This is a genomic window from Oceanobacillus sp. AG, from assembly GCF_009746545.1.
Classification (GTDB): domain Bacteria; phylum Bacillota; class Bacilli; order Bacillales; family Amphibacillaceae; genus Oceanobacillus; species Oceanobacillus indicireducens.
Window position 1 is genome coordinate 77,841 of sequence record NZ_WOWT01000008.1, and the last position, 24,277, is coordinate 102,117.

The window sequence follows — 24,277 nt, forward strand, 5'->3', positions numbered from 1 at the left end:
CATGTTTTCGAAGTTTTGAAGGGGAATTTACAAATTACTTGTCCAATGTGTTGTCGTTCATTAGCTCAAGCAAATCGAGCGTAAGATTGGCTGCTGCGTTATTCTGTTCCTTAATATCCAAATAAATTTCTTTTCGGTGAATATCTACAGATTTCGGTGCTTTAATCCCGAGCTTTACTTGATCTCCTTCCATCCCCAGCACCTTGATTTCAATATCGTCCCCAATTTGGATTGCTTCATTTTTCTTTCTCGTTAAAACTAGCATGTTCTAGCTCCCTTCTCGTCTGGGGCAATCGCGACCTTGGAAGAATACGTATGGTCACTTAAAATATACTGTTTACCGATTAATTGCTTCGTATTAATAATGATTGGGGCTCGTAAATTCATCGTACTTTGCGAGAATGGTTTATTCAATGTCACAATCGCGTAGACTGCCACATCCTCCTTAGCTGTAATTTTTAATAGATCGAGCAAATCTTCATCCAGCTTTAATTCATACGCCTGATAGAATAGATATGGATTGGTAATTACAAAGGCAAGATTACTCGTTTTCGTTGATTGCAGTAATTGAAATGCTGCATTATTCGGCAATTCTAAAATAATGAATTCTGTTTCTTCCGGGAAGCCCGGGAGGCCATTTGGAAAGTTGATCTTTTTCCTTTCATCGATTTCTACAACACCTAAATATTTCGTATCAAGTTTCATTAATATTCTTCCTCTCATTCCATGGTTTGGCGACCGTTGTTTTGGGACTGGTTTCTTTCATAGAAAAAAACCCAAAGTCCTTTCATAGGGCTAAGGGCTTCTATTATTTATCTAAGAAAATCAACGAGACTTGGTTGAATAATCCGTGAACCACTGGCAAGTGCCGCCTGGTGAATACTTTGTTGCGTAATCAAATTTGTAATTGCTTCCGCATAATTCACATCTTCATTTGCGGATAAAGATCCGGTGGCTACGATTTCTTGCTGTTCTAGACGGTTCTCTACCAATTCCAACCGGTTCATTCGCGCTCCAAGGTCGGCCTGGGCATTGATTACATTATCAATAACTCCGTCTAAAGCGGCAATGCTTTGGTCGATTTCTCCGTCAGCATTCCCACTCTTCAAGCTTTCGATGAACGAATCAATTACTGCAAACATATCCGCTTCTTCGTCAGTAAATATCTTATTCCCATCGCTGTTCACGGTTATGTTCACACCAGCTGCAATCTCGATTTCAACCGCATTTTCATCAAAATTAGGAACGACTTCCCCGTCTACAATTTTGACAGGCGGTTCATTGGTTTTCGTACCATTAAAAATATATTTATCATTTACTTTTGTATTTGCCACATCGATGAGGTCTTGTTTAATTTGTTCGGCTTCTTCAGCTATATTTTTTAGCTCGCCTTCACCATATGTGCCATTACTTGCCTGGACAGCGAGATAACGAAGTCGCTGCAAACCACTATTTGCCTGTTCCAATGCGGCATCTGTATTGTCAAACCAATTTTGCACTTCACCGGTATTCCGCTGATACTGTTCGATTCGGTGCAATTCCGTCCGGTAGCCAATTCCCTTCAAAGCTGCAACTGGATCTTCGGATGGACGGCTGAACTTCTTCCCCGTATTCAACTGATCAAAATATTTATCCATCTTTGCATAGCTTCTATTTAAATTGCTTAATAGATTATTTGAAATCATACTTTGTGTAACACGCATCATTATGACCTACCTTCCTACAAGCCCCAAATTATTAATAATACGGTCCAATAATTCGTCCGTTGCCGTCATCGAACGAGCCATTGCGTTGTACGCATGCTGAAACTTAATCATGTTTGTCATTTCCTCATCCAGCGAAACGGAACCGATGGATTGTCGATCGTTTTCCAGCTGGCTGACTAACACGGTTGTATTCCTTCTCATTCTTTCAGCGTCCTCTACTTGAACGGCTAATGAACCAGTTATTTGTGAGTAAGCTTCTTTTATTCCTGCCTCATCAAACACTTTTGCAAGCTCTAGAGCATTCTTCCCGTCGCCTTCTCCTTCAAGCGCTGCAGCGATCAATTTAGGGTTATCAATAATATCTTGATTTACAGCCATATTGCCATCCTCATCAATCACAAAGAAATCAACTGGTCCATCAGTCTCTCCAATTGGAACTCCTTCACGATGAACCTCGTTAAATGCATCGATAAAATTATCCCGTAGTGCAGCCAAATCTTTAAGACCTTTCAGGAATTCTCCTTCATTTTCTCCACTGCCGTAAGTATCAATCAGAGATTGCAATGCCCCAGCTTTTCCCGTATCCAATTTTAGGGGGGCACCGTCTATATCAAGCTGAATTCCGCTAATATAAGAAAAGCCATCACTTTCTGCTTCTTCAAGGGAAATCGACTGGTACGTTAAGTTTGCTCCGTCAACAAGCTTATAACTGTTCTGTATATTTCCATCTGCATCGGTGAATTCCTCTGTCTTCACTTCAATCACTGCAAGACCTTGGGCGACGTCACCAACATGCTCACTTGATTTCTCGTAACTCACTTCAATCGGGATGATTCCGGATAGTTTGTCAATAAGCAAGTCACGCTGATCATATAAATCATTCGGAACATAGCCATTGATTTCAAGTGCTTTAATCCGTGTATTCAAGTCACTAATCTGCTCTGAGATCCGGTTGACACTTTCCACGGCATGATTCATTTCCGTTTTTAAATCACTCCGTATCTGCGTTAAGGACTGATTAAGATAATTAAATGTTTCGCTTAGGGCCTTTCCACGCTGAACAACGACGGAACGTGCACCGCCATTCGTCGGATTCACCGCAAGATCCTGAAGCGCACTCCAGAACTGGTCCATCACTTGGGACAATCCAGTATCATCCAAGTCATTCAATACATCCTCCATGCGTCCAAGAGCGTCCGCGCGTTTTTCCCAATACCCTGCTAAGCTATTCTCTCCGCGGAACTGACCATCGAGAAACTGGTCGCGTATCCGCTGAATCGAACCGGCTTTTACCCCAGTCCCGATTTGGCCAGGAATCCCCGTTCGATTTTTTGAAGCGCTAGGCATCGCTATATCAGTCACATAATTCACTCGTTGTCTCGAGTAACCTTCTGTATTTGCGTTTGCAATGTTATGACCAGTTGTATGTAAAGCAGATTGCTGGGCAAATAATGCTTGTTTTGCCATTTCCAATCCGTGAAATGTACTCATTTGCTGTTACTCCTTTATCTTAAGTTATGCCTTCGAATCAAATATGGATCGATTTGGTTGTTCAACATCAGGTTTATCCATATTCGAGTAATTCATATTTTTTAGAGACGGACTCATTAAATCCAATGACATTTGTACAAATTGCATGGATTGGTTAATGAGGGCGATGTTCAATTTTTCCTGAGCTTTCAGTTCAGTAATGACCTTCGTTAATTCAATCGTCACTTCTTCAAGCTCTAGCCTCTCCGTTTCGTTCGTCATTTGTTCCAGTATGAACGTAATAGTCGGTTCTGCATCAGTTATCTCTTCTGCTTCGATCCAATTATTTACAAGTTGAATGCGTATCTTTTCCACCTGCTCGATCTTTTGCACAAGCTTCCGTTCTCTGGTTAAAAGAGGTTGCAGGCTATCGATGTTCCCAACTTTGATACCTTCCATTTTTTCAACAGATATGCTGAGCAGTTCCCGATGCAGGCCTACTAATTCAGTTAATGCTTGTCTTAATTCATTCATGGACTAATAGGTCCTCCTTTGAATGGACTTGTTCCCCATTAAACTTACTTCTTCCAAAACTCGAACATTTTCTGTGCAGCAACTTCATGGTCCACTTTGTATTCTCCATTTTCTATCTGTTGTTTGATTTCCTGAACCTTTTTGGAACGGTTATTATTCGGCTGACCTTTTTCCTGAAGCTTAAGAGCTTCCTTGGAAATTTGTAGCTCATCCGAACGTTTTGCAGTTTTTTTCATTTCTGTCTGTTTTTGGAGCTGTTGTTTATAAGGATTGAAATTCAGTTGATTCGGTCGATTGATTTTCATTCCTCTTCCTCCTCCCATCTATCTATAACGAGCAATTATTTTATACTTACACCTATTAATAGTATCGGCATCTAATCAAAGTTATGAAGGATTATTTAGTTTTTATCCTTATTAAAAGAAAAATAGACGTTTTCTCGTTCTCTTTCTTCACGTTCTTGTTTTGTCCGTTCCTCTTCTTCGACTATAGCAAGTTCACTCTTCAATTCCTTTTGACAATTCTCACAAAGCTTACCAGTCGTAATACCTCTACCACATCTGTCACAAGGATAAGCAAGGTTTGGAAAATCTGTCGGCAACAAACGTCTTTCTTTAACAAATTTCATAATCATTTTTTCTTCTACACCCGTAGCTTCCACAATTTCAATCATCGTTGCTTCCCGGTTCTTTTTCTCACGTAAAAAATGATATACGGTCTGGAATGCTTCTTCCTCTTTCTTATAGCAATCCTGACAAATATCGCGAATCGTCATTACATAGACTGCTCCACAACGGGAACAGTTAGCTAATTCTGCCATGAAAAATTCCCCTTTTTCTTCGTTCTTCTTTTATCACGCATTAACGGTCTGTAATACCCCCACTTCTAAACATGAGGGAAGTCCAACATGTGAAAGTGTGGGATATACAGTCCGTAAATCCCTGATTCTGTTCAACTAACATTCAGTGGGAGGAGGTAAGGATCCCCCACTGAATGAAGTTTCATTTTTTATTATAGCATTTTTATCCACGAATGAGCGTTAATGCATAAACTTGCGGACAACCTTGTTTTATTAATAGTTCGCTGGCATGCCGTAATGTAGTTCCTGTTGTATATATATCATCGACCAAAAGAACAGGAGTTTTAATTTTTTTGGTGAGTGAAAAAGGATTTTTAGCTGTGACTCGTTCTTTACGATTCTTCTTGGATTGCTTTTCACTATCTATTCGAATAAAGGCAGACTTTGTTTGAACCGGCAAGAAATCGGCAAGCATTTCCGCTTGATTAAACCCGCGCTCTGCTAATCTTTCCTCACTTAAAGGAATAGGGACGGCTATTAAATCTTTCTTTTTCTTTCCGAATTTTTTAAAGAACGCTTTCCGCAAATAAGGACGGAATAATTCTCCCAATACATAATCACCGCGGTATTTCCATTTTGCAATAACCTCTTGCAGGAAAGGATTGTATTGAAAAACAGAATAATTCAATTGAAGTGGATCACCTTGTGCACGTTTTTCCCAACGTTGGCAGTCAAAGCAAGTCTCTTCCGCGGTTTCTCTGCTACATTTCGCACAACGACTCGGGGCATCCTGCAAGAACGTTAGGTTCGTCACACAAGAATCACATAGTTCGGATGGTTGCATTAGAGACAAGAAATTATTCCAACCTATATTTCTACTTTGTTCTGCCTCACACCATAAACAGTTCATTCTAAAAACCTCCTCGCTTATTCATTTGTTTGATCGAATAAATGGCAGCAAGCATTGCCTCCGTTTTCCCATCGTGGAAAAACATCACTTCCCCTGTTGGATCATTCGCATTTCTTCCCGCTCGACCGGCTATTTGAACGAGGGCTGCTTCATCGAATACATCATGCCCAGCATCAAGAATCGCAACATCAACAGAAGGGAAAGTTACACCACGTTCGAGAATAGTCGTTGTCAAAATGACTTTTAATTTTTTGTCACGGAAAGACATGACTTTTGCCTCCCTGTCCGGGTCTGCAGCGTGAACTGCATCTAATTCATCAGGATGGTTGATGAGCTTGTGTTCGAGCATTAAATTCGTAAATGGAGTTTTCAGTTGGTTGGTCAATTCTACTGTAGGAAGGAATAAAAGGAGCTGTCTTTCTGGGTTCCTCCTGTTAAGAAGCCAGCGGAAGAGCGGATTAGAGGCATTCTGTTTCGGAAGTTCTTTATTTAGTGCAAGCCACATTTTTAATTGTGGAACGGGAAGTGGATGGCCATGATAGCGAACTGGGACGAAAACATGCGCTAATTTGCCTCGGCGGGCCTTAGTTTTCAGAACTTTCCTAGGGGTTGCGGTGAGATAGATTGTTGTACAAGTTGATTTGCGAGAGCGCTTCTCGGCAAATGGAAGAGCTGGATCGGCGTGAAAGGGAAAGGCATCAACCTCATCAATAACCATAACGTCAAACGCATCCTCGTAACGAAGAAGTTGATGGGTTGTTGCAATTAGAAGTTGTGCATGTTTATGCTTATCTTTACTGCCACCGTACAACGCTTGGATTGGGATATCCTGAAAGGCTTTCTCGAGCCGAGGCTTTAATTCGCGGACGACATCTGCTCTCGGTGTCGCCAAACAAATACGCATCCCTTCTTCCAATGCCTTGGAGATTGCCGGGAAAAGCATCTCAGTTTTCCCTGCTCCGCAAACTGCCCAAGTCAGAATTTCGTTCTCCCTGTTTAAAATGGCTTCTGTAATTCGTAAAGCAGCTTTCTCTTGCGCCCTAGTTAATGTTCCATCCCATGAACACGGATTTTCATGTTTCGGCCAGACTGCTGGTGGCCCATTCCAATAATAAAGGTCATCACATTCCATTAGTCTCCCCATATCGATACAGCTTCTACAATACAAATGGGTATTTTCACATTTTTTACAGGGTATTTTAGCAAATTGGCGGGCAGATTCATTACCACAGCGCATGCATTTCGTTCGGAGAAATGATTTTTGAAGGGCGGGTTTTGTTGCTAAGAGGTTTTCTGATAGGAGGTGGCGAGCAAGCTTGTCTTCAATGGGAAGTTCTTCAAGGCGGAGCAGTTTTCCATCTAAGAGGGCAGCAAGTTCATGTAGAGGAGGAATTGATTGTTGCTGGATCATTAGCATCATCCCTTCTTCAATTATTTTAATTGTTAGTATATATCATAAGCTTCTGTAACTCAATCCATAAAAAACAGCCGTAAAAGACTGTTTTTTTGGATTGCGTATAAAGCTTTTAACCAACTTCTTATTTCTCGTACCAGCCGACTCCGATCGCTTTTTCGCCGAGGTGAGTACCGATAACTGGTCCGAAGTAGGAAATGGACGTTTCGATATTTGGATATTTTTGTTTGAAATCTTTTTCCAATGCTAGAGCTGCTTCCTCGTCATTCGCATGAATGAAGCTTACCTTCAAGTCTTTCCCTTTTTCCGCTTCTGCTTCAAGCATGCCAATAAGGCGGTTCACCGCTTTCTTACGGGTGCGGATCTTTTCAAATGGGACAATTAATTTATCTACAAAGTGAAGCACTGGCTTAACTTGCAGTAAGCTTCCGACAATAGCTTGAGCATTTGAAAGTCGTCCACCCCGAGTCAAGTTCGTTAAATCATCGACCATAAAATAAGCACGCATCGATTGTTTCATTTCATCCAGGCGGGCAATAATTTCTTCCGGTGTTTTATTTTCCTTGCTAAGCTTCACGGCTTCGTAAACATAAAAAGCTTGGACAAAACAACTTGCTTCTGAATCATAAGCATACAAATCAATGCCTTCAACCATTTCACCAGCACTTAAAACAGCCTGGTACGTCCCGCTGATTCCGCTGGATAGATGTACGGAAATAACAGCATCATAATCCTCAGCAAGCTGTTCAAGCTTCTCCGCGATATAACCGATGGAGGGCTGGGATGTTGTCGGCAGTTCTTTATAACTTTTCAGCTTCTCATAAAATTCTTCTGTTGTAATATCAATTTCCTCGCGGTAAGATGTATCATCAAATACGACGCTCAATGGTACCATATGAATGTTTAGTTCTTCACGGGTTTTCTCCGGAATATAAGCTGTACTATCTGTCATGACAGCAATTTTCATCGTTTACCTTCTCCTTCATTTCACTATTTTTATTTTTAAGTATGTATTCTATAATCCCAAATGTATGACCTATATTTTACATGAAAATCGGAAAAAATTCATTAAACATCAACATAATTTCCCAAATAAAAAACCCTTGTTTTAACAAGGATTTTTTAGGTTATATATGAAACCATAAAAATATCTCGTAGGTGTCTAATGTTGCTAGCGATAGCCTAAGCTTTACAATACCTCTACCCAGCCTTTTTTAATTGCCGTTACGACGGCTTGGGTTCGGTCGTTAACATTCATTTTTTGCAAGATATTACTAACATGGTTCTTTACTGTCTTCTCACTTATATATAAAGTTTCTGCGACTGCGCGGTTACTCTTTCCGTCAGCAAGCAGTTGGAGTACTTGACATTCACGCTTCGTAAGCAAATGAAGTGGTTTACGGTATTCAACAACTTTATCACCAGCACCTGCTGCAACGCTATCCGTAGCAAGACGACGATACTCCTTCACTAAATTATGGGTAACTTTTGGATGTAAGTAAGATCCTCCTTCACTAACTACACGAATCGCTTCGATTAAAGAATCAGAATCCATTTCCTTTAAAAGATACCCCTGTGCACCAGTTTTTAATGCATGGGTAACATAAGCTTCATCATCGTGAATGGATAAGATGATGACTTTCGTTTCCGGGAAATAGCGGACTAAGTCAGCTGTAGCTTCAATTCCATTAATATTCGGCATGTTGATGTCCATCAAGACAACATCTGGATTATTTTCTTTAACAAGCTTTGCCGCTTCTGTACCGTCATCTCCTTCTGCGATTACTTCAAAGGATGATTCAAATTCTAAAATCCGCTTCACTCCTTCACGAAATAACTTATGATCATCGATTAGTACAATCTTAATTACATTGTCATTTACCATCTGTACTTCCTCCCAAAAATCATTTAATTGTCGATTTGTTTTATTCGTGAATACTTCGGTGTCTTATTCTGCTGCGCCTGGAACGCGAATGATGACAGTCGTTCCTTCATTTTGTTTTGAACTAATGTCAATTTCTCCGCCCAACATGTCTACACGTTCCCTCATGCCAACAAGACCAAAAGAATTCTCGTTCTTTATATTTACATCGAACCCTTTTCCATTATCTTTAATAATCATGATGATATTCTTTTTCTGAATTTGTAATTTCACTTGAATAAGTGTCGGATTGGCATGTTTAATTGCGTTTTGAACAGACTCCTGCATCAACCGGAATAAAGCAACTTCATATTTATCATTCAGACGCTTTTCTTCCCCTAAAAAGACAAAGTCGATGTCAATTTGGTGGAAGTCAATAAGATTTGCAATATATTTCCGGATTGTCGGTATCAGTCCTAAATCGTCAAGTGCCATCGGACGTAAATCATAAATTATTTTTCTTACCTCATAGAGTGATGAACGGATCATTTTTCGTACACTTTGAAGCTCATCTATTGCCGCCTTAACGGAATCGTCATGCAATACCCGCTCGATAATTTCCGAACGGAGCAGAATGTTTGCAAGCATCTGGGCTGGACCATCGTGGATCTCACGGGATAATCTTCTACGTTCTTCTTCCTGCGCTTCAATGATTTTCAGACCGAATGCCTGTTTTTCTTTTGCAGTTTCAATCAGCTCATTAACTTGGAAGAAATCATCTGCAAGATATTGTTCGACCACCGAAATCTTGCTTGTAATCTCTTCCGCCTTATTAATTGTATCATATAGATTAACGAGTCGGCGCTCGATATCGTCGCGTTTTTTTCTTAAGTCTGCTTCTTTCTCCCTGTACACCGTCATCTGTGCTTGTAATTGATGGGTTTCCTTGTAGGCCTGATGAATATCATTTTCCGTGTAGCGAACGAAATCTTTACTTACCTCTGCTAGACGCTTCCGGGAAGCCCGCATGTCGATTTCCAAGCGATCGCCTTCTTCTATGTACTCTATTATAAGTCTTTTCGTTTCCTCCAGTTCTTTTTTTAGGGTATCATATTCGTGACGAGCCTGTTCACTAATATTAAAAATTTCATTCTTACTACTCTTGACTACACGAATCATTTCATCGATGACCTGATCAATTGCTTTTTCACTATTTTTGATCAACATCGTTACCACCACCCTGTATGTTATAATATACGCGATACATTTCATTTTTCATGGGGTCTATTCCCTACTTCCACGTTTTCAGAACTTTTTACCTAATATTATCTACCGATATGAAGTACTCTATACAGGGATAAGATTGCCCAAAGAAGATTGTAAGGAGTGATTCAATGCTATCACACTATTTTACCGTAAAACAAGAAGGACAGGACGAAATAATCATTCAGAAATCCCGATTTATCGGCTATGTACGTCGTGTCGAAACGGAAGAAGAAGCTCAATCGTTCATCCAGGAAATTAAGAAGAAGCATTACGATGCTACCCATAACTGTTCTTGCTATATGATCGGAGAAAATAACGAAATTCAAAAAGCAAATGACGATGGAGAGCCAAGCGGGACTGCTGGAATACCCATGCTGGAAGTATTGAAGAAACAGAATCTGAAAGATACTGCAGTAGTCGTGACCCGCTACTTTGGAGGGATTAAGCTCGGTGCAGGAGGTCTGATCCGCGCATACGGAAATACGACAAGCCAAGCAATTAAAACGACAGGAATTGTAAAACGAGTATTGATGCAAGGCGTGTCCGTTACGGTCGACTACGGTCTGCTCGGTAAATTGGAAAATGTGCTAAGACAATCTGATCATGTTCTCGAAACGATAAATTATCTGGAGAATGTTGAATTTATCGTTTATGTCGAAGCTGGGGAAAAGGATAATTTCAAAGATTGGATGATAGATTTAACAAATGACCAGGCAGATATCCACTTTACAGATGAAAAATATCTAGAAATCGATGTTGAAAGCACAACAGAATAATTTTCTATTAAAACAAAAAAGCTCCATTCATTTATTAGAATGCAGCTTTTTTTCTTTACTTGACTAAAGGATGTTGAGATTTCACACCAATATTTGTTGTAAGTTCATTTATTAATGTGCGAATTAATTCTTCAGACGTTTGAATCTTTTCATTTTCAGTTTCGTCGATTATTTTTCTTAACATATTCTTGTACCGCTCTTGCTCACCCATAACTCTATTCCCGCCTTTTCATTGCTTTCAATTCTAGTGTTTTTGAAGTCTAGCGTTGTAACAGTTGTCATTGTAAGCTTTCTCTAGAGGTTGGTGAATCAATGTTATAGCTTACGTACTAGCTTTGGGGTTTTTCTAACTTTTCATATAGGACATTATACAACTTTTTTCATAGATTTTCATCTTTTTTCGCGAATTTTTTTGAGATATCTTAGGGAAAGCTTATTAAAAGCTATTTGGACAGGCTCCTTTTACGAATGATAGTTAGGAGAACCACAGCAATTAAACCACCCATGCTGTCAAGGAAAACATCCCCAATATATGGTGTACGGTTCGGGGTGAACCCCTGATGGATTTCATCCATAATAGCATATGCAACGGTTAGTAAAAAGGCAAGTAATAATTGGATTTTAAATCGCAGACTCGTTGTCCTAGCAAGTGCAATCTTAAACAAACAAGTAAGGAAGAGAAAAACAAATACATGGGCACCTTTTCGAACGAAGAATTCTACAATCCCCTCTACACCATGAGTTTCGATGCTTACAATGGATCCGTTATATGTAAACCGCACCTCATTTACCAATGGTTCGAGAAACCCCAAGTTCACAGATTCACCTAAAAATGGTTTCATATCCTGCTGTTCATATGGCGTAGCGGAAGAATAGAAAATAATGCCCATCCAAAGAACGGGAAGCAGCCAATACCAATATTTTTTATCCAATCGGAAAACTCTCCAATCTATTCACAACGTAACAAAGGTGGAAGTTCCCTTACAGTAAGTTTCCTAGGTCTGGGAGTGTAAAGTTTAATATTTTCTCACTCGCCGTGCTGCAAACTTACTTAGTGAAGAAACATTCCTCGCAAAGCAGCAAGAAGTAATTCATTTGGGCTTTGCTTGGTGCGGGGAAAATATGGCTACTCTTGGCACGTCAGTTATCTAGAGCATATTTATTTTATAGTATTCCTTGCAGTAAAAAACCATAGTATAGGAAGATACCATGGTTTGCAGACTTTCTTGGATTAATGTAGAGAAAGACGGGGTGACTACTCTGACTCTTGTTCTTTTCTCCATTTATTAAACTCGAGATATTCTTTAAATTGTTTCTTGGAAACTCCTGATTGCATTGCTTCCAACACAATTTCAAGCCATTCCCGGTCCAGATCTTTAATTTCGACTTCATCACTATTATAGAGAAGTTCATTGACAGAAACTCCTAAAGCTTCACTGACTTTCTCAATAAATTGAATGGATGGGTTTGTTTGCTTATTCCGTTCAATCGAACTCAAATATGATTTGGCTACCCCAGCTTTTTCTGCTAATTCTGATATGGACATTTTTTGTTCTGTTCTGAATGTTTTAATTCGTTCACCAAGCAAACCCACTCACCTACTTTCACTCGAATTATATCATATAATAGGTGAGCCTTCTATCCTTTGTTTATTTTTTTCGGTCACGGAGAGATCTTAACCAACGCTTACCTTATTCAATTCGCGCAGTGAAGCTGTCCGTTTATTATGTTGCGCTCATCAAATGTATGATTTAAAGTCTTCTTCGCGCATTAGTGCAGAGCAATTTTAATCAGTGCGGAAGTTGAGTATTATAGATAGTGTAGGTTCCTATCTTTACAATTAACACAAATTAAAACTTTTAATTTTTTTGTAAGCGAGCTATACTAATGTTAATGTTCAGAATGAGGTGGATTAAATGAAACTTCTTTCTTATTTGCTCATGATTGCCGGAATTGTTGTTCTATTCTTTGGTGGTTATCAGTGGTATACAACAACTACTGCCCAAAGTGAAGCTACAGCGGAAGCTCAAGCAATGATCGATGAGCGCGATCTTTCCCGCAAGACAGAAGCAGATGAATTTGATGCAAACGCTGCGGCAGAAAATTATGATCCAAATACAGGAGAACTAGCTGGGATTCTGCATATCCCTGCACTTGAAGCTGATTTACCTATTATTGAAGGAACCCATGAAGATGATCTCGCCCGCGGTGTTGGGCATTACCGGGGAACAGCTTATCCGTTGCAGAATGAACAGATTGTTCTTTCCGGTCACCGGGATACAGTCTTTCGTCGGATGGGTGAATTAGAGATTGGTGATCATTTAGTGCTTAAGATGGATTATGGTGACTTTACCTATGAAATAAAAGAAACGAAGATTGTCGATGCAGACGACAGAACAATTATTGTTCCACACGGCGAAGAAGTGCTTACCCTTACCACTTGCTATCCTTTCAACTTTGTCGGCTATGCGCCAGACCGTTACATTATGTATGCATATCCTGTAAAAACCCAAGATGAGTGAACGCATCTCGGGTTTTTATTTTTGTTCTATATTGCCGCCAACATATCCCCACATATTTTACCAATTTTCATGTAAATTCTTATGGACGAAATGGACTAATTCGGCTATAATTTTATACAGTAAAAGAGCTTAGAACTGGTTAAGGACTTTATGTCCTGTTTTCATGAGAAAAATCGCTTTCTCTGTTAACAGAGAAAGAGAACATTATACATTAGAGGAGAATTTACAAGTGGCAAGAATGCAGAGAAGTAGTGGAAAAAAGAGACGGAAATGGCCATATTGGGTTGGTGGAATTTTATTATTGTTTATCCTTATAATCGGAGGGGGAGCTTTTTATGTTTATAGTCAGCTTGGCAGTGCTGTAAATACAATGCATACCCCGCTGGCAAGAGACGAGGACCCGGAACGCCAAAAGGAGCTGAAAGGATTACTTGATGAAAAAGACTCGATAAATATGTTATTACTTGGAGTCGATGAACGTCCTGGTGACCGCGGCCGATCTGACACCATGATTTTAATGTCCTTGAATCCGAAAACAGACTCGATGATCATGCTAAGTATTCCAAGGGATACGTATGTGAATATTCCTGGTCGAGGAATGGATAAAATCAACCACGCTTATGCTTTTGGTGGAGTAGAGTTAGCGGTGCAAACGGTGGAAGAAACGTTCGACATTCCGGTTCATGTATATTCACGTGTAAACATGGAAGGATTTAAACAAGGTATTGACGCGATTGGCGGAGTGACAGTGCATAATAATCAGAGCTTCTCCCAGGGCGGCTCCGATTTTTCTGAGGGAGCGATTCACTTAAATGGTGAACAGGCACTTGATTACATTCGTATGCGTAAACAGGACCCACGTGGAGATATGGGGCGGAATGACAGACAACGGGCAGTAGTTGCAGCTGCTATGGAAAAGGGTGCAAGCTTCTCCAATATCACTAAATTTGGTGAGATCCTTGATATTTTAGGCGGAAATGTTCAAACCGACCTTGACATGAAAAAAATCCAGAAGCTTTTCACTGGGTATCTAGGAACAAGACATAATATAGAAACACTTGAAATTGAAGGTTCTGGTTCAACCATTAATGGTGTCTGGTACTATGTCGTACCAGATTCAGAGTTCGACAGGATTAATTCCGAGATCCGAAATCATATGGAAAGTTAAAAAAGAACGCCTAGGGGGTCTCCTCTAGCGTTCTTTTCCTAATTTGTGACATTTTTTCATGGTTTTTTCTCTATAAACGATACTTACATGATGATATACTAGGTATATATGACGAATCAGGGGGCGGAGTTAATAAAATGAAGCGAACTTTTCTATTAATTTTTATTGTCTTAGCTTTAGTTGCGTGCTCCAAGGAAGACGATGTTTCACCAAATGAACGTTTTTCTACTTTTACTTCCTATTGGAGTGAACAGGAATTTGAAAAGCTTTATGATATGTTCAGCAAAGAAACGAGATCGGACTTTTCAAAAGAAGAGTCCATCGAACGATTTAAAAAGATCTATGAAGATTTAAGTATTAAAGATATCGAGATTACGTTTGATGAACTTTCCGATGAAGAAATTCAAGCATTAAAAGAGGAAGAAAATCCGAGTGTGGCCCTTCCATTCACAGTTGAAATGGAATCTCTCGCAGGGCCGATCAGCTTTGATTATGAAGCTACCCTCGTTCAAGAAGCTATTAGCGAGGAAGATGATGCCGAATTAAACTGGTTTGTTAAGTGGGATGCTGGTTTTATCCATCCGGAATTACAGGATGGCGGGGAAATTGGAATTGAATTTGTAGAGCCACAACGCGGTGAAATTATCGATAGAAATCAGATTCCGCTAGCATTGAATGATACCGTTTATGAAATTGGTATTAAGCCAGAGGATTTAGAGAATCGGGAACAATCGATAAAACAGATTGCTAGCATTTTAAATATGGATGAAGAAAAAATTAACGAAGCACTAGATGCTGCTTGGGTTGAGGATCATTTATTTGTCCCCATTACAACAATCCTTCCGACAAATGAAGACACTTATAATCAACTAATGGCTATTCCCGGTGTGCAGCGAAAGGAATTAACCGGTCGAATATATCCTGGCGGTGAAGCAACTGGGCATTTGGTTGGTTATATCGGAAACGTTACAGCAGACTTTCTGGAAAAAACAGACAGTGATGAGTACGGACCAAATGATCAAGTTGGCCGTCGTGGTTTAGAGCAACTTTACGAGGAGCAGCTGAAGGGTAAAAAAGGTGTCACTGTTAGCGTCCGTAAAGAAGATGGAAATGAAGTGACCATTGCTGAAAAACCGGTTGAAAATGGAGAAACCATTCAACTTACTATTGATATTAATGTTCAAGAAAAAATATTTGACAGCTATGGGGATAATACAGGTACTACAGCAGCGATCGATCCTAAAACCGGGGAGACACTCGCACTTGTGAGCGCACCTTCCTTTGATCCGAATGAAATACTATATGGAACTTCCGGCAACACATGGGATAAATTAGAGAATGATCCAAAACAACCTCTTCTCAACCGGTTTGCCGCAAGTTTTGCGCCGGGTTCCGTTCTTAAACCAATAACGGCAGCTGCTGGCATCCACGCAGGTACCCTGGATCCTGATGAAACGTTTGAAATTGAAGGGTTACAGTGGAGTAAGGGGGAAGAATGGGGAAATTACAAAGTTACACGGGTATCAGAATCTAATGGTCCTGTTGACTTAAGAGATGCCCTCCTCCGTTCAGACAATATTTACTTTGCCATGCAAGCAGTAGACATGGGAAGTGACGTTTTTACAGAGGAATTTAAACGGTTCGGCTTTGAGGAAGAACTTCCTTACGAGTATCCGATCGCAGGTTCAACCCTTTCAAACAGTGGTGAATTAACGGATGAAGTCTTGCTTGCGAACTCCAGTTACGGTCAAGGAGAACTGGAAATGAGTGCCTTGCATTTAGCCACTGCGTATACCATGTTTTTAAATGAAGGGAATATGTTGAAACCTACCTTACTGCTTGAAGAAGAAACAGGGCAAATCTGGAAAGATGAGCTTATTACAAAGGAAGATGCGAAGTTGATCGATGATATTCTTCGTGCAGTCGTTACAGATGGAACGGCACAACAAGCGAAAGATGCGAATGTTCCACTTGCAGGAAAAACGGGAACGGTCGAATTAAAATTGACTGCCGAAGCGGGTGGATCCATCAATAGCTGGTTTGTCGGATATCCGCATGACTCACAAGATATTTTAATCGCGATGATGATGGAAAAAACGGAAGATAAACCGAATGGCTATACCGTTGAAAAATTTGTCGAAGTGATTAACCAGCTTTATTCAGACCAAGATGATCAGGATGAATAGCAAAAGCGTTTAAAAAGGTAGCGACAAACGAAATCTTACTCCTGCTCAACGGATAAGGTATTTGATTTAAAGATATAATTTATAGGCCATGGAAAACGCAAAGGATTTTGGAATCCTTTGCGTTTTTCTTCGTTTTAGTGGTCTGAATGTAAAATCAAAAGTGTTTCTGTAATTTAGATTTTGAAAACCAATACATCATTGACCCGAAAAATAAGCCACCTATCCCCCATATTAATACTTTTAGCCAACTTACGTCTATTTCACCCGTGGACAAATAAGGGAATACATATTGCATAAAAATCAGCATGAATAAACCCCATAGAACACCCCCGAAAGTAGATGATTTTTTCAGTCGTTTCTTCTTTTCCTCGTATTCTTCGATGGAAGCACAATCCGTGTCATCCAATTGTTTTTTTCTTAACCTTGACATAATGATACCTGCATAAACCATGTTAATGATGAAAAGTGCTGGTGTTAAAAACGATAGTTTATTATGAATTGTATCAACTATAAGACCTACAACCATTAACAACATAGTCAAATACCATAATAGCATTCCAGATAGGGCTAATTCTTTATAAATTTCTTGTTGTTGGTACTCATCTCGGTCATCTATTGCACCAATAAATCGATTGATTAATTTATTTCTCATTGTCTATCTCCTCCCAAAATAAAGTATTTAGGTCAGTTTTTAGTTCCTTGGCTAAACAAATACATAAAGATAATGAGGGGTTGTATTTATTGTTTTCAATTAAGTTAATGGTTTGTCTTGCTACACCAACCTTTTTGGCTAACTCAATCTGAGTTAATTTCATTTGCGTTCTATACTTTTTGACTTTGTTCAAGCCAAACACCCTTTCAAATCACTATAAGTACATTATATATGACATTTAATTTTATGTCAAATATATATGACACTATTTAAGATAGATAATTTACTTGCCAAATATTCCAACAGATCCTCAAAATAAAAAGTAGCAGAAACAATCCAATTGTGAATTGTTCCGCTACTTTAGTTGCGAATAACCATGTGATTCCAATGGTTATTTACTTATTCTTATTTGCACCTCAAAAGAAAACCCGTTAAGAATTTTCTCTTCCAGCTTATTCATTATTGATCCATATTCTTTAAGACCGTTGCCATTGCTTTAAATGTTTCTTCATCCCTCTCGTCCAATGCTTTATCAATAAGCCGCAGTATGTTTTGGCGTTCTAATTCTGCAATAATTGCTGTATAATCTTCACGTTCTTCTGCTTCTATTTCATTTTGGGCACTGAAGTAATATGGCCTTGCAATATCATGGATTTGTTCCAGGAACTCAGGTAAAGTAATGAGCTTCACCATTGGGACATTGACAATTTCTTTTCCATTCTGAAAAGCAAATACCGCATCGATATTCTCAATCTTTTCAGTGCGGCGGTTAACGCGAATTTCATTTGATTCCACAGGGATAAATTGATAAACCTTGTTCTTAATAATGACCGAAAAATATTGATAAGCCAAAATAATCCGAACAAAGTTCTTCTCATTCTTAATGTAATAAGGTTTCAACATTTTCAACGTTACCATAACTTCACCACCCTTTTTTAATGTCCTATCCTAATTTTCAGTTAATTAATTGTAACCGATTTCATTAAAAAACACAAGGGTAATTTACTAAAATATTTTTGCAGAATAAAAAAAGTACAGACCCGATCACCATTCAGGTCCATACTTTATTTATTTTTTTAATGGTTTTTCCGCGGGGCCTTCGATTACTTTCCCCGTATAATCGAATCTAGAACCGTGACAAGGACAATCCCAAGTTCGCTCCCCTTTATTCCAGTTGACCTCACATCCTGCATGCGTGCAAGTCGTGTCAACAATATGAAGGTTCCCTTGCTCATCCTTGTAGGCTCCTTTTCTTTGACCATCCAACGTCACGATTGCCCCTTCATCATTCGAAAGCGACTCCGGGGTTCGCTCCGGTCTTTCAAGCTTTCCTTTTACAAGGCTCGTTACGACTTTCTTATTCACTTCCACGAGGGATGGGATACTTGCTTTTGCATGGAAGCGCGATGGGGTGTATAACTCTTCATATTTATTTTTCTGTCTAAGCACATAATCACGGAAAAGTTTTGCCGCAACGACGCTGTTTGTCATTCCCCATTTACGGAATCCGGTCGCAACAGTCACATACGGATGGTTCGGAGTGAGTTCTCCAATATAAGGCACTTTATCCAACGTTATTAAATCTTGGGCCGACCAACGATAAGGAATATCCTCTACTTCAAATAATTGGTCACCAAAATCTCGCAACGATTCATAGAGCTTATTCGTATCTGTTTCCTTCCCTGTCTTATGGGTCATCCCGCCAATCAGAACCATATCTTCCCCACCGATTGTTACACTTCGGAGCGAATGTACGGGTGGGTCGACTTGAAGATACATCCCCCCAGGAAAGGTTTTTTTCATTTTTGCCGCGATGATATAAGAACGTTCAACATCCATACGAGCTGCGTATAACCCGAGTCCTTCATGAAATGGAAAATGGCTCGCGACAAGTATATGTTTACTTAAAATCTGTGCACCATTCCTCATAACAACCTTTTGATTTTCACCTTTTTCAACTTTCACTGCGGTTGTATGCTCATAAATCCTCACATTTTTTTCCTTGATGATATGAAGCAGATGTTGTAAAAATTTTACCGGATGAAATTGTGCCTGCTCCTTCATGATCAAGGCATTCTTAATTGGAATCCCAAGCGGAATATCTGTCGTGAGAGTACCGGGAATCCCTAACCGTTCATATGCTTTAGCTTCTTTTTCCATTTTAACAGCATATTCTTCAGTCGTTGCATAGAGGATTGCGTCTTGTTCTTTGTAATCACAAGCAATATTCTGCTCTTCAATGGTTTGTTTTATAAATTGCTTGGCAGCTTCGTTGGATTCATAATATAGTTTGGCATTTTCCACTCCAACATTTGTAATTAATTCATCATAAATCAAACCATGTTGGGACGTAATCTTAGCTGTCGTGTGTCCCGTCGTGCCGTTCATCAAACGTCCGGCATCTATTATTGCGATGCGCAGTCCTTCATTTGCTAATAGATACGCTGCCGTAATCCCTGTAATTCCTGCGCCAACGATCGTAACATCCGCTTTGATATCCTCTTTAAGTTGAGGATATTCTGGGAGTGTGTCATTATTTTTTAACCAGTAGGATTCTGGATATTCTGGAATAGTATGGCCCGTCATATGCTTTGTCCTCCAACTTGTCTGTTTTGCTTAGTTTGCCCAAGGATTGGAGTTTTAATCAAGTTTCGCCTGGAGGTTGTTGACTCTTTCCGTTATTTCCATCTGATCGAACGGTCTCTTCGTATCTTGTTCGACGATTTCAGCACCTTCCATTTGGAGGGCAGCCACCCCTTTTTTCATGTAGCTCTTATATTGCTTTGTCAGGTTGTCAATTTCTTCTGCATATCTTTCATCCGTTCCTGGTGTAACGGTTTCTTCATATAAATCAATGACTTGCTCTCTCGATTTGTCAATTGGTTCAAATGCGTGCGGGTCCGTACTATCAAATAAACAGAACTTTAGTTCCGGCACAAGTACCATATCAATACTATTCGGGTCAAAGCTGCAGTGATATAATTCAAGATCCAACCCGCGCTCAAGACATGCTTTTACAATTCTTTTCATAAATGTCGATTTGCCCGTGCCTGCCCGACCTTTAATGTGATAAATCAGATCAAGTTCTGAAATCAGATTAGGCACTTCATTTACGACACCATCCATTGTGTTCGTGCCGAAAAATCTGCGGTAAATATAAGGCTCACGAGTTTCATTCACATGATCCGGAAGCACCGGAAGCAGCTTATCGATATATTTCTTTGCTAAATCATCTGCCTTCTCGAAATCCATTTCCTTGATAAAAACTTGCTCGAGTTCATCATGAATACGCAACCCTTTTTTAAATAGATCATATGCTTGATTTGTAAATGGACATTCCCGATTACCCAAGATGGCGAGCTGTTTATCCCTGAAGATCACCCCTTCAAGATACGCTGCACTGATTGGACTTTTCAATACTTCAATCGGAGTGTCGTCTTTATTCTGTTCGATTAATTGCTGCAAAATGGCTGTATTCACTCTATAGGACGGATTGTCGAGCTGAACCACTTCGTCTATTCCGTGCAAATTTGTCGCTAAGCTGTCAATATAACCTTCTGCTGTATTTCCGGAAACATAATATTTTTTAAGCTTCATGAGAATCATCCTTTACTAGCCTGATATCTTTAGTTTATGCATGTTAAAATCCCAGGTGATAATCGATTGACTATAGTTTTAAGTCTACCCTACTAATCGATTTTAATAAGGCATATAACAATCCTACTTCAATCGGATAAAGAACAATCGCCTTCACCATCCGCGGTCCAGCAAAAAGGGGGCTCCCAAACATAATATTCAACCAAATCGGTGTTAGGATTAATGTAATTACAATGGTAACAACCAAGTTAGCTAACGCAACCCGACTGAGTGTGACGGGTTTCTTATAGAGAAACCATCCAAATAATAAGCCAATTAATAATGAATTAAATGTAAACCCAGGGAAAAAGAATCCCGCTGGCCGTAACACAAAGCCAATAATATCAGCAACAACAGAAGCAATTCCTGCATTCACTGGTCCATAAAGATAGGCAAGTACTGCGATCGGCAAAAAGGCAAAGCCAATTTCCAGCAAGGGACCAAATGCTAAAGTGAATTGATTTAATACTAAATTGATTGCAACTAGTGCGGCTGTGATTGTTAACATTTTCGTCGGGGTCTTCGTCTCTACCCTCGACATTTCTTTATGTTCCTCCATGTTCACACACTTCCTAACTTCGAAATAATAAGATAATCTGTCCTCGTATCATAACTCAAATTCATTCGTTCGCCAACTGCTCTGCCTCGATCTCTCATTGTATATTTAAATAATATTTATTTTTTCTTTAACTTTATTTAATTTTATGTTAAGATATATTTAAACAATAAAAAATGAGGTGAAAGGATGGAAATGAATAACGTTCCTGCCTGGATATTAGCTTTAGAAACGGAAGACATCGAATTCATCAAAAACTTTGTCATCCACTCCGGTTCCTTAAAAGAAATTTCCAAGCTCTATGATGTCTCATACCCTACTGTTAGAATCCGGCTCGACAGATTAATTGAAAAGATTAAGATCAACGAGAAAGTAGAAAACGAGGGCTTTATCAAATTTATTAAACAACTATCGATTGATGATCGGATCAACTTAGAAGAGGCGAAATTAATTATTGATAAATATAAGCAAGAAAGGAATGAAGTTTAATGTTTGGTTACGGAATTTATGATGTATTTATCATTGCAGCTTTTCTCGGTATACAATATTTCCTTTCAACTAGGAATAATCCCTATTGGGGCGCTCTAATACCCGTTGTTTTTACAACTTGGATGACCATCTCGTTAATCAATGGCAGTATTAATAGTTTATGGTTCTATTTCATCATCCTGATTATCGGACTGCTCTTTCTATTAGAGCAATGGGATCAGGGGAGAAAGTCATTAAAGAAAAAACATGAAAAAGAATTAGAAAAAATGCAAGCACATGATTTGAATTAAATTTATAAATGAGATACTTTCATTTAGCGTAAGTGCGTGCACTTCCTTCTGGAGGTCCGCAGTCCAGACACCTCTCGCTTTCCGCAGGCGGCTGGTGAGCCTCCTGCAGGAGTCTCGAGGTGTCTGGACTGCTCCGAGAAAAGGCGTGATTTGGATTGCTGTTTAATATTCCAAAAGTACAATCCTTATCATAACGGAATAATTTCTTTTTAAAATAATCCTTTAGACCAGTTCAGTTGCCCGGCGGACGGTGACTCCTACGGGAAAAGCACGAGTCCGAAGACCCCGCAGGAAGCGGTTTTCTTCCGAGGAGGCTGAGGCCGTGCCCGTGGAAAGCATCCGTCCGCCGGGCAACTGAACGGTAACTAGAACGCCAATAAAATGAATGCTCAAAATACTTACGCTGAATGAAAGCAAGTGGCAGTTTGTAAAAATAAACGTGTCTAGTGATTCACTTTGTTGACTACATAAAGTGTCGAATAAAAGTAAGGCGACTCTTCATGTTGAAAGAATCGCCTTTTCGTATCTTAACTTTATACATTTAATACAAACTTCTCAATTGCTTCTCCTACTCCGCCTTCATTATTCGTAACAGATTCATAGTCGGCAACTTTCTTAATCGCTTCCTGGGCATTTCCCATTGCAACACCGACTCCTGATCCTTGAATCATCTTAATATCATTCAGACTATCTCCACAGGCAAGCACATTATCCATCGTAATACCGATTCGCTCGCATAAAAACTCCAGTGCATCCGCCTTGGAAACTCCTCTAGCGTTAACTTCTATATTCATCGGTAGCGAGTTGGATAACTCAAGTTCCTCAAACTTGGAAAATTCTTTGATAAGAATATCAAGTTTCCGCTGATCGTCCGTATGACAGCCGAATTTCAGCCATTCATACTTATTGAAATCGTTCGGGAAATTTCCATTAAATGCTCCCTCTGTGGAAATCATCCACATTTCTGCTCCTACTTGTGTAGTAATGTTATAAAGCTTTTCGATCATTTCCGATTCCAGTTTTCTTCTTCTGAGTAATTCCTTCTCCATCGTCCAAATTTCCGCACCATTGGCAGTAATAAGATATGAAGGCAATTCAAGATCAACTGCGTAAGGGTAACACGTATTAAATCCGCGACCCGTACTTAATACGACATGAACATCTTTTGCAAGTGCTTGCTCTATTGCTTTTCGGTTCCTTTCCGGTACTTCCTGATTGTCATTCAGCAATGTACCATCCATATCTAATGCAATTAATTTAATATCTTTCATGATGCTCCTCCTTGCTCGGCTTTTATTTTTTGTCATACAGGAATGTAGTTATAGAAGGGATCAGAAGTAGTCCGATTAGTAGAACAACATTTCAATATTATAATAACCGACTATAAAGCCACCGACTAATGGACCTGCCATTCGTCCCTAATGGTTATTCCTATATAAATAAATATGGGACTTCCCATTTATAATACGGTTCGTAAACCATTGTACCAAAGGTTGAGCGAAAACGATAAGGAAACGGGACAGGGGGTCAGAGCGTTTGTCCCTAACCTGGGACAAATGCTCTGACCCCCTGTCCCACTTTTCTACTGTAATACTTCTTTTAATCCCTCTTTATCTTCCATATCAAGCATTTTAGCAATGTCTAAGAGGAGGATCAATTGTTCATTGACTTTTGCAACGCCTTCGAGGTAAGTGGCTTGAACTCCCGAAATGATTGAAGGGGCGTCCTCTATATTATTTGAATTAATATCTAGCACTTCTGTCACCGCATCTACTATCAGGCCAATTTGCATACCTTCTAATGTAATGACGAGAATCCGTGTATCATTCGTATTTTCCGTCGTCGTTAAACTTAAAGCGATTCGCAAGTCAATAATTGCTGTTGTTTCGTCGCGGATTTCCGTTACACCCCGAATGAATTCCTTCGTTTGCGGTACCTCTGTGATCTGCTGCAACCGTTCAATTGATATGACATACTGGGCATCTACAGCATAGGCCTGCCCATGTAATGTGAATAATATATATTTACGAGATTCTTCCATT

The 24,277-nt window shown here is 39.5% G+C and carries 30 protein-coding genes; 7 read left to right on the forward strand and 23 right to left on the reverse strand.

The window, feature by feature from the left end:
• Positions 1–34: 34 nt before the first annotated feature.
• The 9 genes from csrA to GN217_RS05300 form a co-directional block, all read right to left on the reverse strand.
• Positions 35–265, reverse strand: a complete 231-nt coding sequence (csrA, locus tag GN217_RS05260; RefSeq protein ID WP_156855609.1) for a carbon storage regulator CsrA — start codon at positions 263–265, stop codon at positions 35–37.
• The gene (gene fliW, locus GN217_RS05265; RefSeq protein ID WP_156855610.1) at positions 259–705 is read right to left on the reverse strand and encodes a flagellar assembly protein FliW; all 447 of its coding nucleotides are present in this window, start codon (positions 703–705) and stop codon (positions 259–261) included. The genes csrA and fliW overlap by 7 nt, the downstream gene beginning before the upstream one ends.
• Before the next feature lie 107 nt (positions 706–812).
• Positions 813–1,706: a flagellar hook-associated protein FlgL gene (gene flgL, locus GN217_RS05270; RefSeq protein WP_308425579.1), complete on the reverse strand. Its 894-nt coding sequence runs from the start codon at positions 1,704–1,706 to the stop codon at positions 813–815.
• Positions 1,707–1,712: 6 nt separating this feature from the next.
• Positions 1,713–3,197 carry a flagellar hook-associated protein FlgK gene (gene flgK, locus GN217_RS05275; RefSeq protein WP_156855611.1) on the reverse strand — a complete coding sequence of 495 codons (1,485 nt, stop codon included), beginning with the start codon at positions 3,195–3,197 and terminating at the stop codon, positions 1,713–1,715.
• 24 nt (positions 3,198–3,221) lie between these two features.
• Positions 3,222–3,710: a flagellar protein FlgN gene (locus tag GN217_RS05280; protein ID WP_156855612.1), complete on the reverse strand. Its 489-nt coding sequence runs from the start codon at positions 3,708–3,710 to the stop codon at positions 3,222–3,224.
• Between the two features lie 44 nt (positions 3,711–3,754).
• On the reverse strand, positions 3,755–4,015 hold the full coding sequence (flgM, locus tag GN217_RS05285; RefSeq protein WP_156855613.1) for a flagellar biosynthesis anti-sigma factor FlgM: 261 nt from the start codon (positions 4,013–4,015) through the stop codon (positions 3,755–3,757).
• 95 nt (positions 4,016–4,110) lie between these two features.
• Positions 4,111–4,530, reverse strand: coding sequence for a TIGR03826 family flagellar region protein (locus GN217_RS05290; protein ID WP_156855614.1), 420 nt, complete (start codon positions 4,528–4,530; stop codon positions 4,111–4,113).
• Between the two features lie 202 nt (positions 4,531–4,732).
• A complete protein-coding gene (locus tag GN217_RS05295; protein WP_156855615.1) occupies positions 4,733–5,419 on the reverse strand; it encodes a ComF family protein in 687 nt (228 codons plus the stop codon).
• Between the two features lies 1 nt (position 5,420).
• Positions 5,421–6,551, reverse strand: a complete 1,131-nt coding sequence (locus tag GN217_RS05300; RefSeq protein WP_232334336.1) for an ATP-dependent helicase ComFA — start codon at positions 6,549–6,551, stop codon at positions 5,421–5,423.
• A 146-nt stretch (positions 6,552–6,697) separates the two neighbouring features.
• Here GN217_RS05300 and GN217_RS18900 point away from each other — a divergent pair, with 146 nt between their 5' ends.
• Positions 6,698–6,859, forward strand: coding sequence for a hypothetical protein (locus GN217_RS18900; RefSeq protein WP_232334337.1), 162 nt, complete (start codon positions 6,698–6,700; stop codon positions 6,857–6,859).
• A 98-nt stretch (positions 6,860–6,957) separates the two neighbouring features.
• Here GN217_RS18900 and GN217_RS05305 read toward each other — a convergent pair whose 3' ends face one another.
• From GN217_RS05305 to GN217_RS05315, 3 genes are all read right to left on the reverse strand, one after another.
• The gene (locus GN217_RS05305; RefSeq protein ID WP_156855617.1) at positions 6,958–7,800 is read right to left on the reverse strand and encodes a DegV family protein; all 843 of its coding nucleotides are present in this window, start codon (positions 7,798–7,800) and stop codon (positions 6,958–6,960) included.
• 222 nt (positions 7,801–8,022) lie between these two features.
• Entirely contained in the window at positions 8,023–8,718 is a 696-nt protein-coding gene (locus GN217_RS05310; protein ID WP_156855618.1) for a response regulator, read from the reverse strand.
• 63 nt (positions 8,719–8,781) lie between these two features.
• On the reverse strand, positions 8,782–9,921 hold the full coding sequence (locus tag GN217_RS05315) for a sensor histidine kinase (protein ID WP_156855619.1): 1,140 nt from the start codon (positions 9,919–9,921) through the stop codon (positions 8,782–8,784).
• 167 nt (positions 9,922–10,088) lie between these two features.
• Between GN217_RS05315 and GN217_RS05320 the strand changes: the two genes are divergently transcribed.
• The gene (locus GN217_RS05320; RefSeq protein ID WP_156855620.1) at positions 10,089–10,736 is read left to right on the forward strand and encodes a YigZ family protein; all 648 of its coding nucleotides are present in this window, start codon (positions 10,089–10,091) and stop codon (positions 10,734–10,736) included.
• A 55-nt stretch (positions 10,737–10,791) separates the two neighbouring features.
• Here GN217_RS05320 and GN217_RS18675 read toward each other — a convergent pair whose 3' ends face one another.
• The 3 genes from GN217_RS18675 to GN217_RS05330 all read right to left on the reverse strand — a co-directional run bounded on the left by GN217_RS18675 (position 10,792) and on the right by GN217_RS05330 (position 12,324).
• Positions 10,792–10,947 carry a hypothetical protein gene (locus GN217_RS18675; protein WP_188856294.1) on the reverse strand — a complete coding sequence of 52 codons (156 nt, stop codon included), beginning with the start codon at positions 10,945–10,947 and terminating at the stop codon, positions 10,792–10,794.
• 232 nt (positions 10,948–11,179) lie between these two features.
• On the reverse strand, positions 11,180–11,668 hold the full coding sequence (locus tag GN217_RS05325) for a VanZ family protein (RefSeq protein ID WP_232334338.1): 489 nt from the start codon (positions 11,666–11,668) through the stop codon (positions 11,180–11,182).
• Positions 11,669–11,991: 323 nt separating this feature from the next.
• On the reverse strand, positions 11,992–12,324 hold the full coding sequence (locus tag GN217_RS05330) for a helix-turn-helix domain-containing protein (protein ID WP_156855621.1): 333 nt from the start codon (positions 12,322–12,324) through the stop codon (positions 11,992–11,994).
• A 328-nt stretch (positions 12,325–12,652) separates the two neighbouring features.
• Here GN217_RS05330 and GN217_RS05335 point away from each other — a divergent pair, with 328 nt between their 5' ends.
• From GN217_RS05335 to GN217_RS05345, 3 genes are all read left to right on the forward strand, one after another.
• Positions 12,653–13,258 carry a class D sortase gene (locus GN217_RS05335; RefSeq protein ID WP_156855622.1) on the forward strand — a complete coding sequence of 202 codons (606 nt, stop codon included), beginning with the start codon at positions 12,653–12,655 and terminating at the stop codon, positions 13,256–13,258.
• Between the two features lie 238 nt (positions 13,259–13,496).
• Positions 13,497–14,426 carry an LCP family glycopolymer transferase gene (locus GN217_RS05340; protein WP_156855677.1) on the forward strand — a complete coding sequence of 310 codons (930 nt, stop codon included), beginning with the start codon at positions 13,497–13,499 and terminating at the stop codon, positions 14,424–14,426.
• A 137-nt stretch (positions 14,427–14,563) separates the two neighbouring features.
• Complete coding sequence (locus GN217_RS05345) at positions 14,564–16,612, forward strand: penicillin-binding transpeptidase domain-containing protein (RefSeq protein WP_156855623.1); 2,049 nt, start codon at positions 14,564–14,566, stop codon at positions 16,610–16,612.
• 154 nt (positions 16,613–16,766) lie between these two features.
• Here GN217_RS05345 and GN217_RS05350 read toward each other — a convergent pair whose 3' ends face one another.
• From GN217_RS05350 to GN217_RS05375, 6 genes are all read right to left on the reverse strand, one after another.
• Positions 16,767–17,264, reverse strand: a complete 498-nt coding sequence (locus tag GN217_RS05350; protein WP_156855624.1) for a DUF3278 domain-containing protein — start codon at positions 17,262–17,264, stop codon at positions 16,767–16,769.
• The gene (locus GN217_RS05355) at positions 17,254–17,457 is read right to left on the reverse strand and encodes a helix-turn-helix transcriptional regulator (protein WP_156855625.1); all 204 of its coding nucleotides are present in this window, start codon (positions 17,455–17,457) and stop codon (positions 17,254–17,256) included. The genes GN217_RS05350 and GN217_RS05355 overlap by 11 nt, the downstream gene beginning before the upstream one ends.
• A gap of 266 nt (positions 17,458–17,723) precedes the next feature.
• Positions 17,724–18,182 carry an IDEAL domain-containing protein gene (locus GN217_RS05360; protein WP_156855626.1) on the reverse strand — a complete coding sequence of 153 codons (459 nt, stop codon included), beginning with the start codon at positions 18,180–18,182 and terminating at the stop codon, positions 17,724–17,726.
• Positions 18,183–18,332: 150 nt separating this feature from the next.
• Positions 18,333–19,850 (reverse strand): FAD-dependent oxidoreductase, encoded by a 1,518-nt coding sequence (locus GN217_RS05365; protein WP_156855627.1) that lies wholly within the window; start codon positions 19,848–19,850, stop codon positions 18,333–18,335.
• A gap of 54 nt (positions 19,851–19,904) precedes the next feature.
• A complete protein-coding gene (locus tag GN217_RS05370; protein WP_156855628.1) occupies positions 19,905–20,861 on the reverse strand; it encodes a hypothetical protein in 957 nt (318 codons plus the stop codon).
• 70 nt (positions 20,862–20,931) lie between these two features.
• Positions 20,932–21,459: a folate family ECF transporter S component gene (locus tag GN217_RS05375; protein ID WP_156855629.1), complete on the reverse strand. Its 528-nt coding sequence runs from the start codon at positions 21,457–21,459 to the stop codon at positions 20,932–20,934.
• A gap of 186 nt (positions 21,460–21,645) precedes the next feature.
• On the opposite strand from GN217_RS05375, the gene GN217_RS05380 reads away from it, so the two are divergent.
• Entirely contained in the window at positions 21,646–21,945 is a 300-nt protein-coding gene (locus GN217_RS05380; protein WP_156855630.1) for a DUF2089 family protein, read from the forward strand.
• The gene (locus tag GN217_RS05385; protein WP_156855631.1) at positions 21,945–22,235 is read left to right on the forward strand and encodes a hypothetical protein; all 291 of its coding nucleotides are present in this window, start codon (positions 21,945–21,947) and stop codon (positions 22,233–22,235) included. Before GN217_RS05380 ends, GN217_RS05385 begins: the two co-directional genes overlap by 1 nt.
• A 533-nt stretch (positions 22,236–22,768) precedes the next feature.
• On the opposite strand, the gene GN217_RS05390 is transcribed toward GN217_RS05385, so the two are convergent.
• Both GN217_RS05390 and GN217_RS05395 read right to left on the reverse strand, forming a co-directional pair.
• Entirely contained in the window at positions 22,769–23,506 is a 738-nt protein-coding gene (locus GN217_RS05390) for a Cof-type HAD-IIB family hydrolase (protein ID WP_156855632.1), read from the reverse strand.
• Between the two features lie 311 nt (positions 23,507–23,817).
• Positions 23,818–24,276: a chemotaxis protein CheW gene (locus tag GN217_RS05395; protein WP_156855633.1), complete on the reverse strand. Its 459-nt coding sequence runs from the start codon at positions 24,274–24,276 to the stop codon at positions 23,818–23,820.
• Position 24,277: the final 1 nt, after the last annotated feature.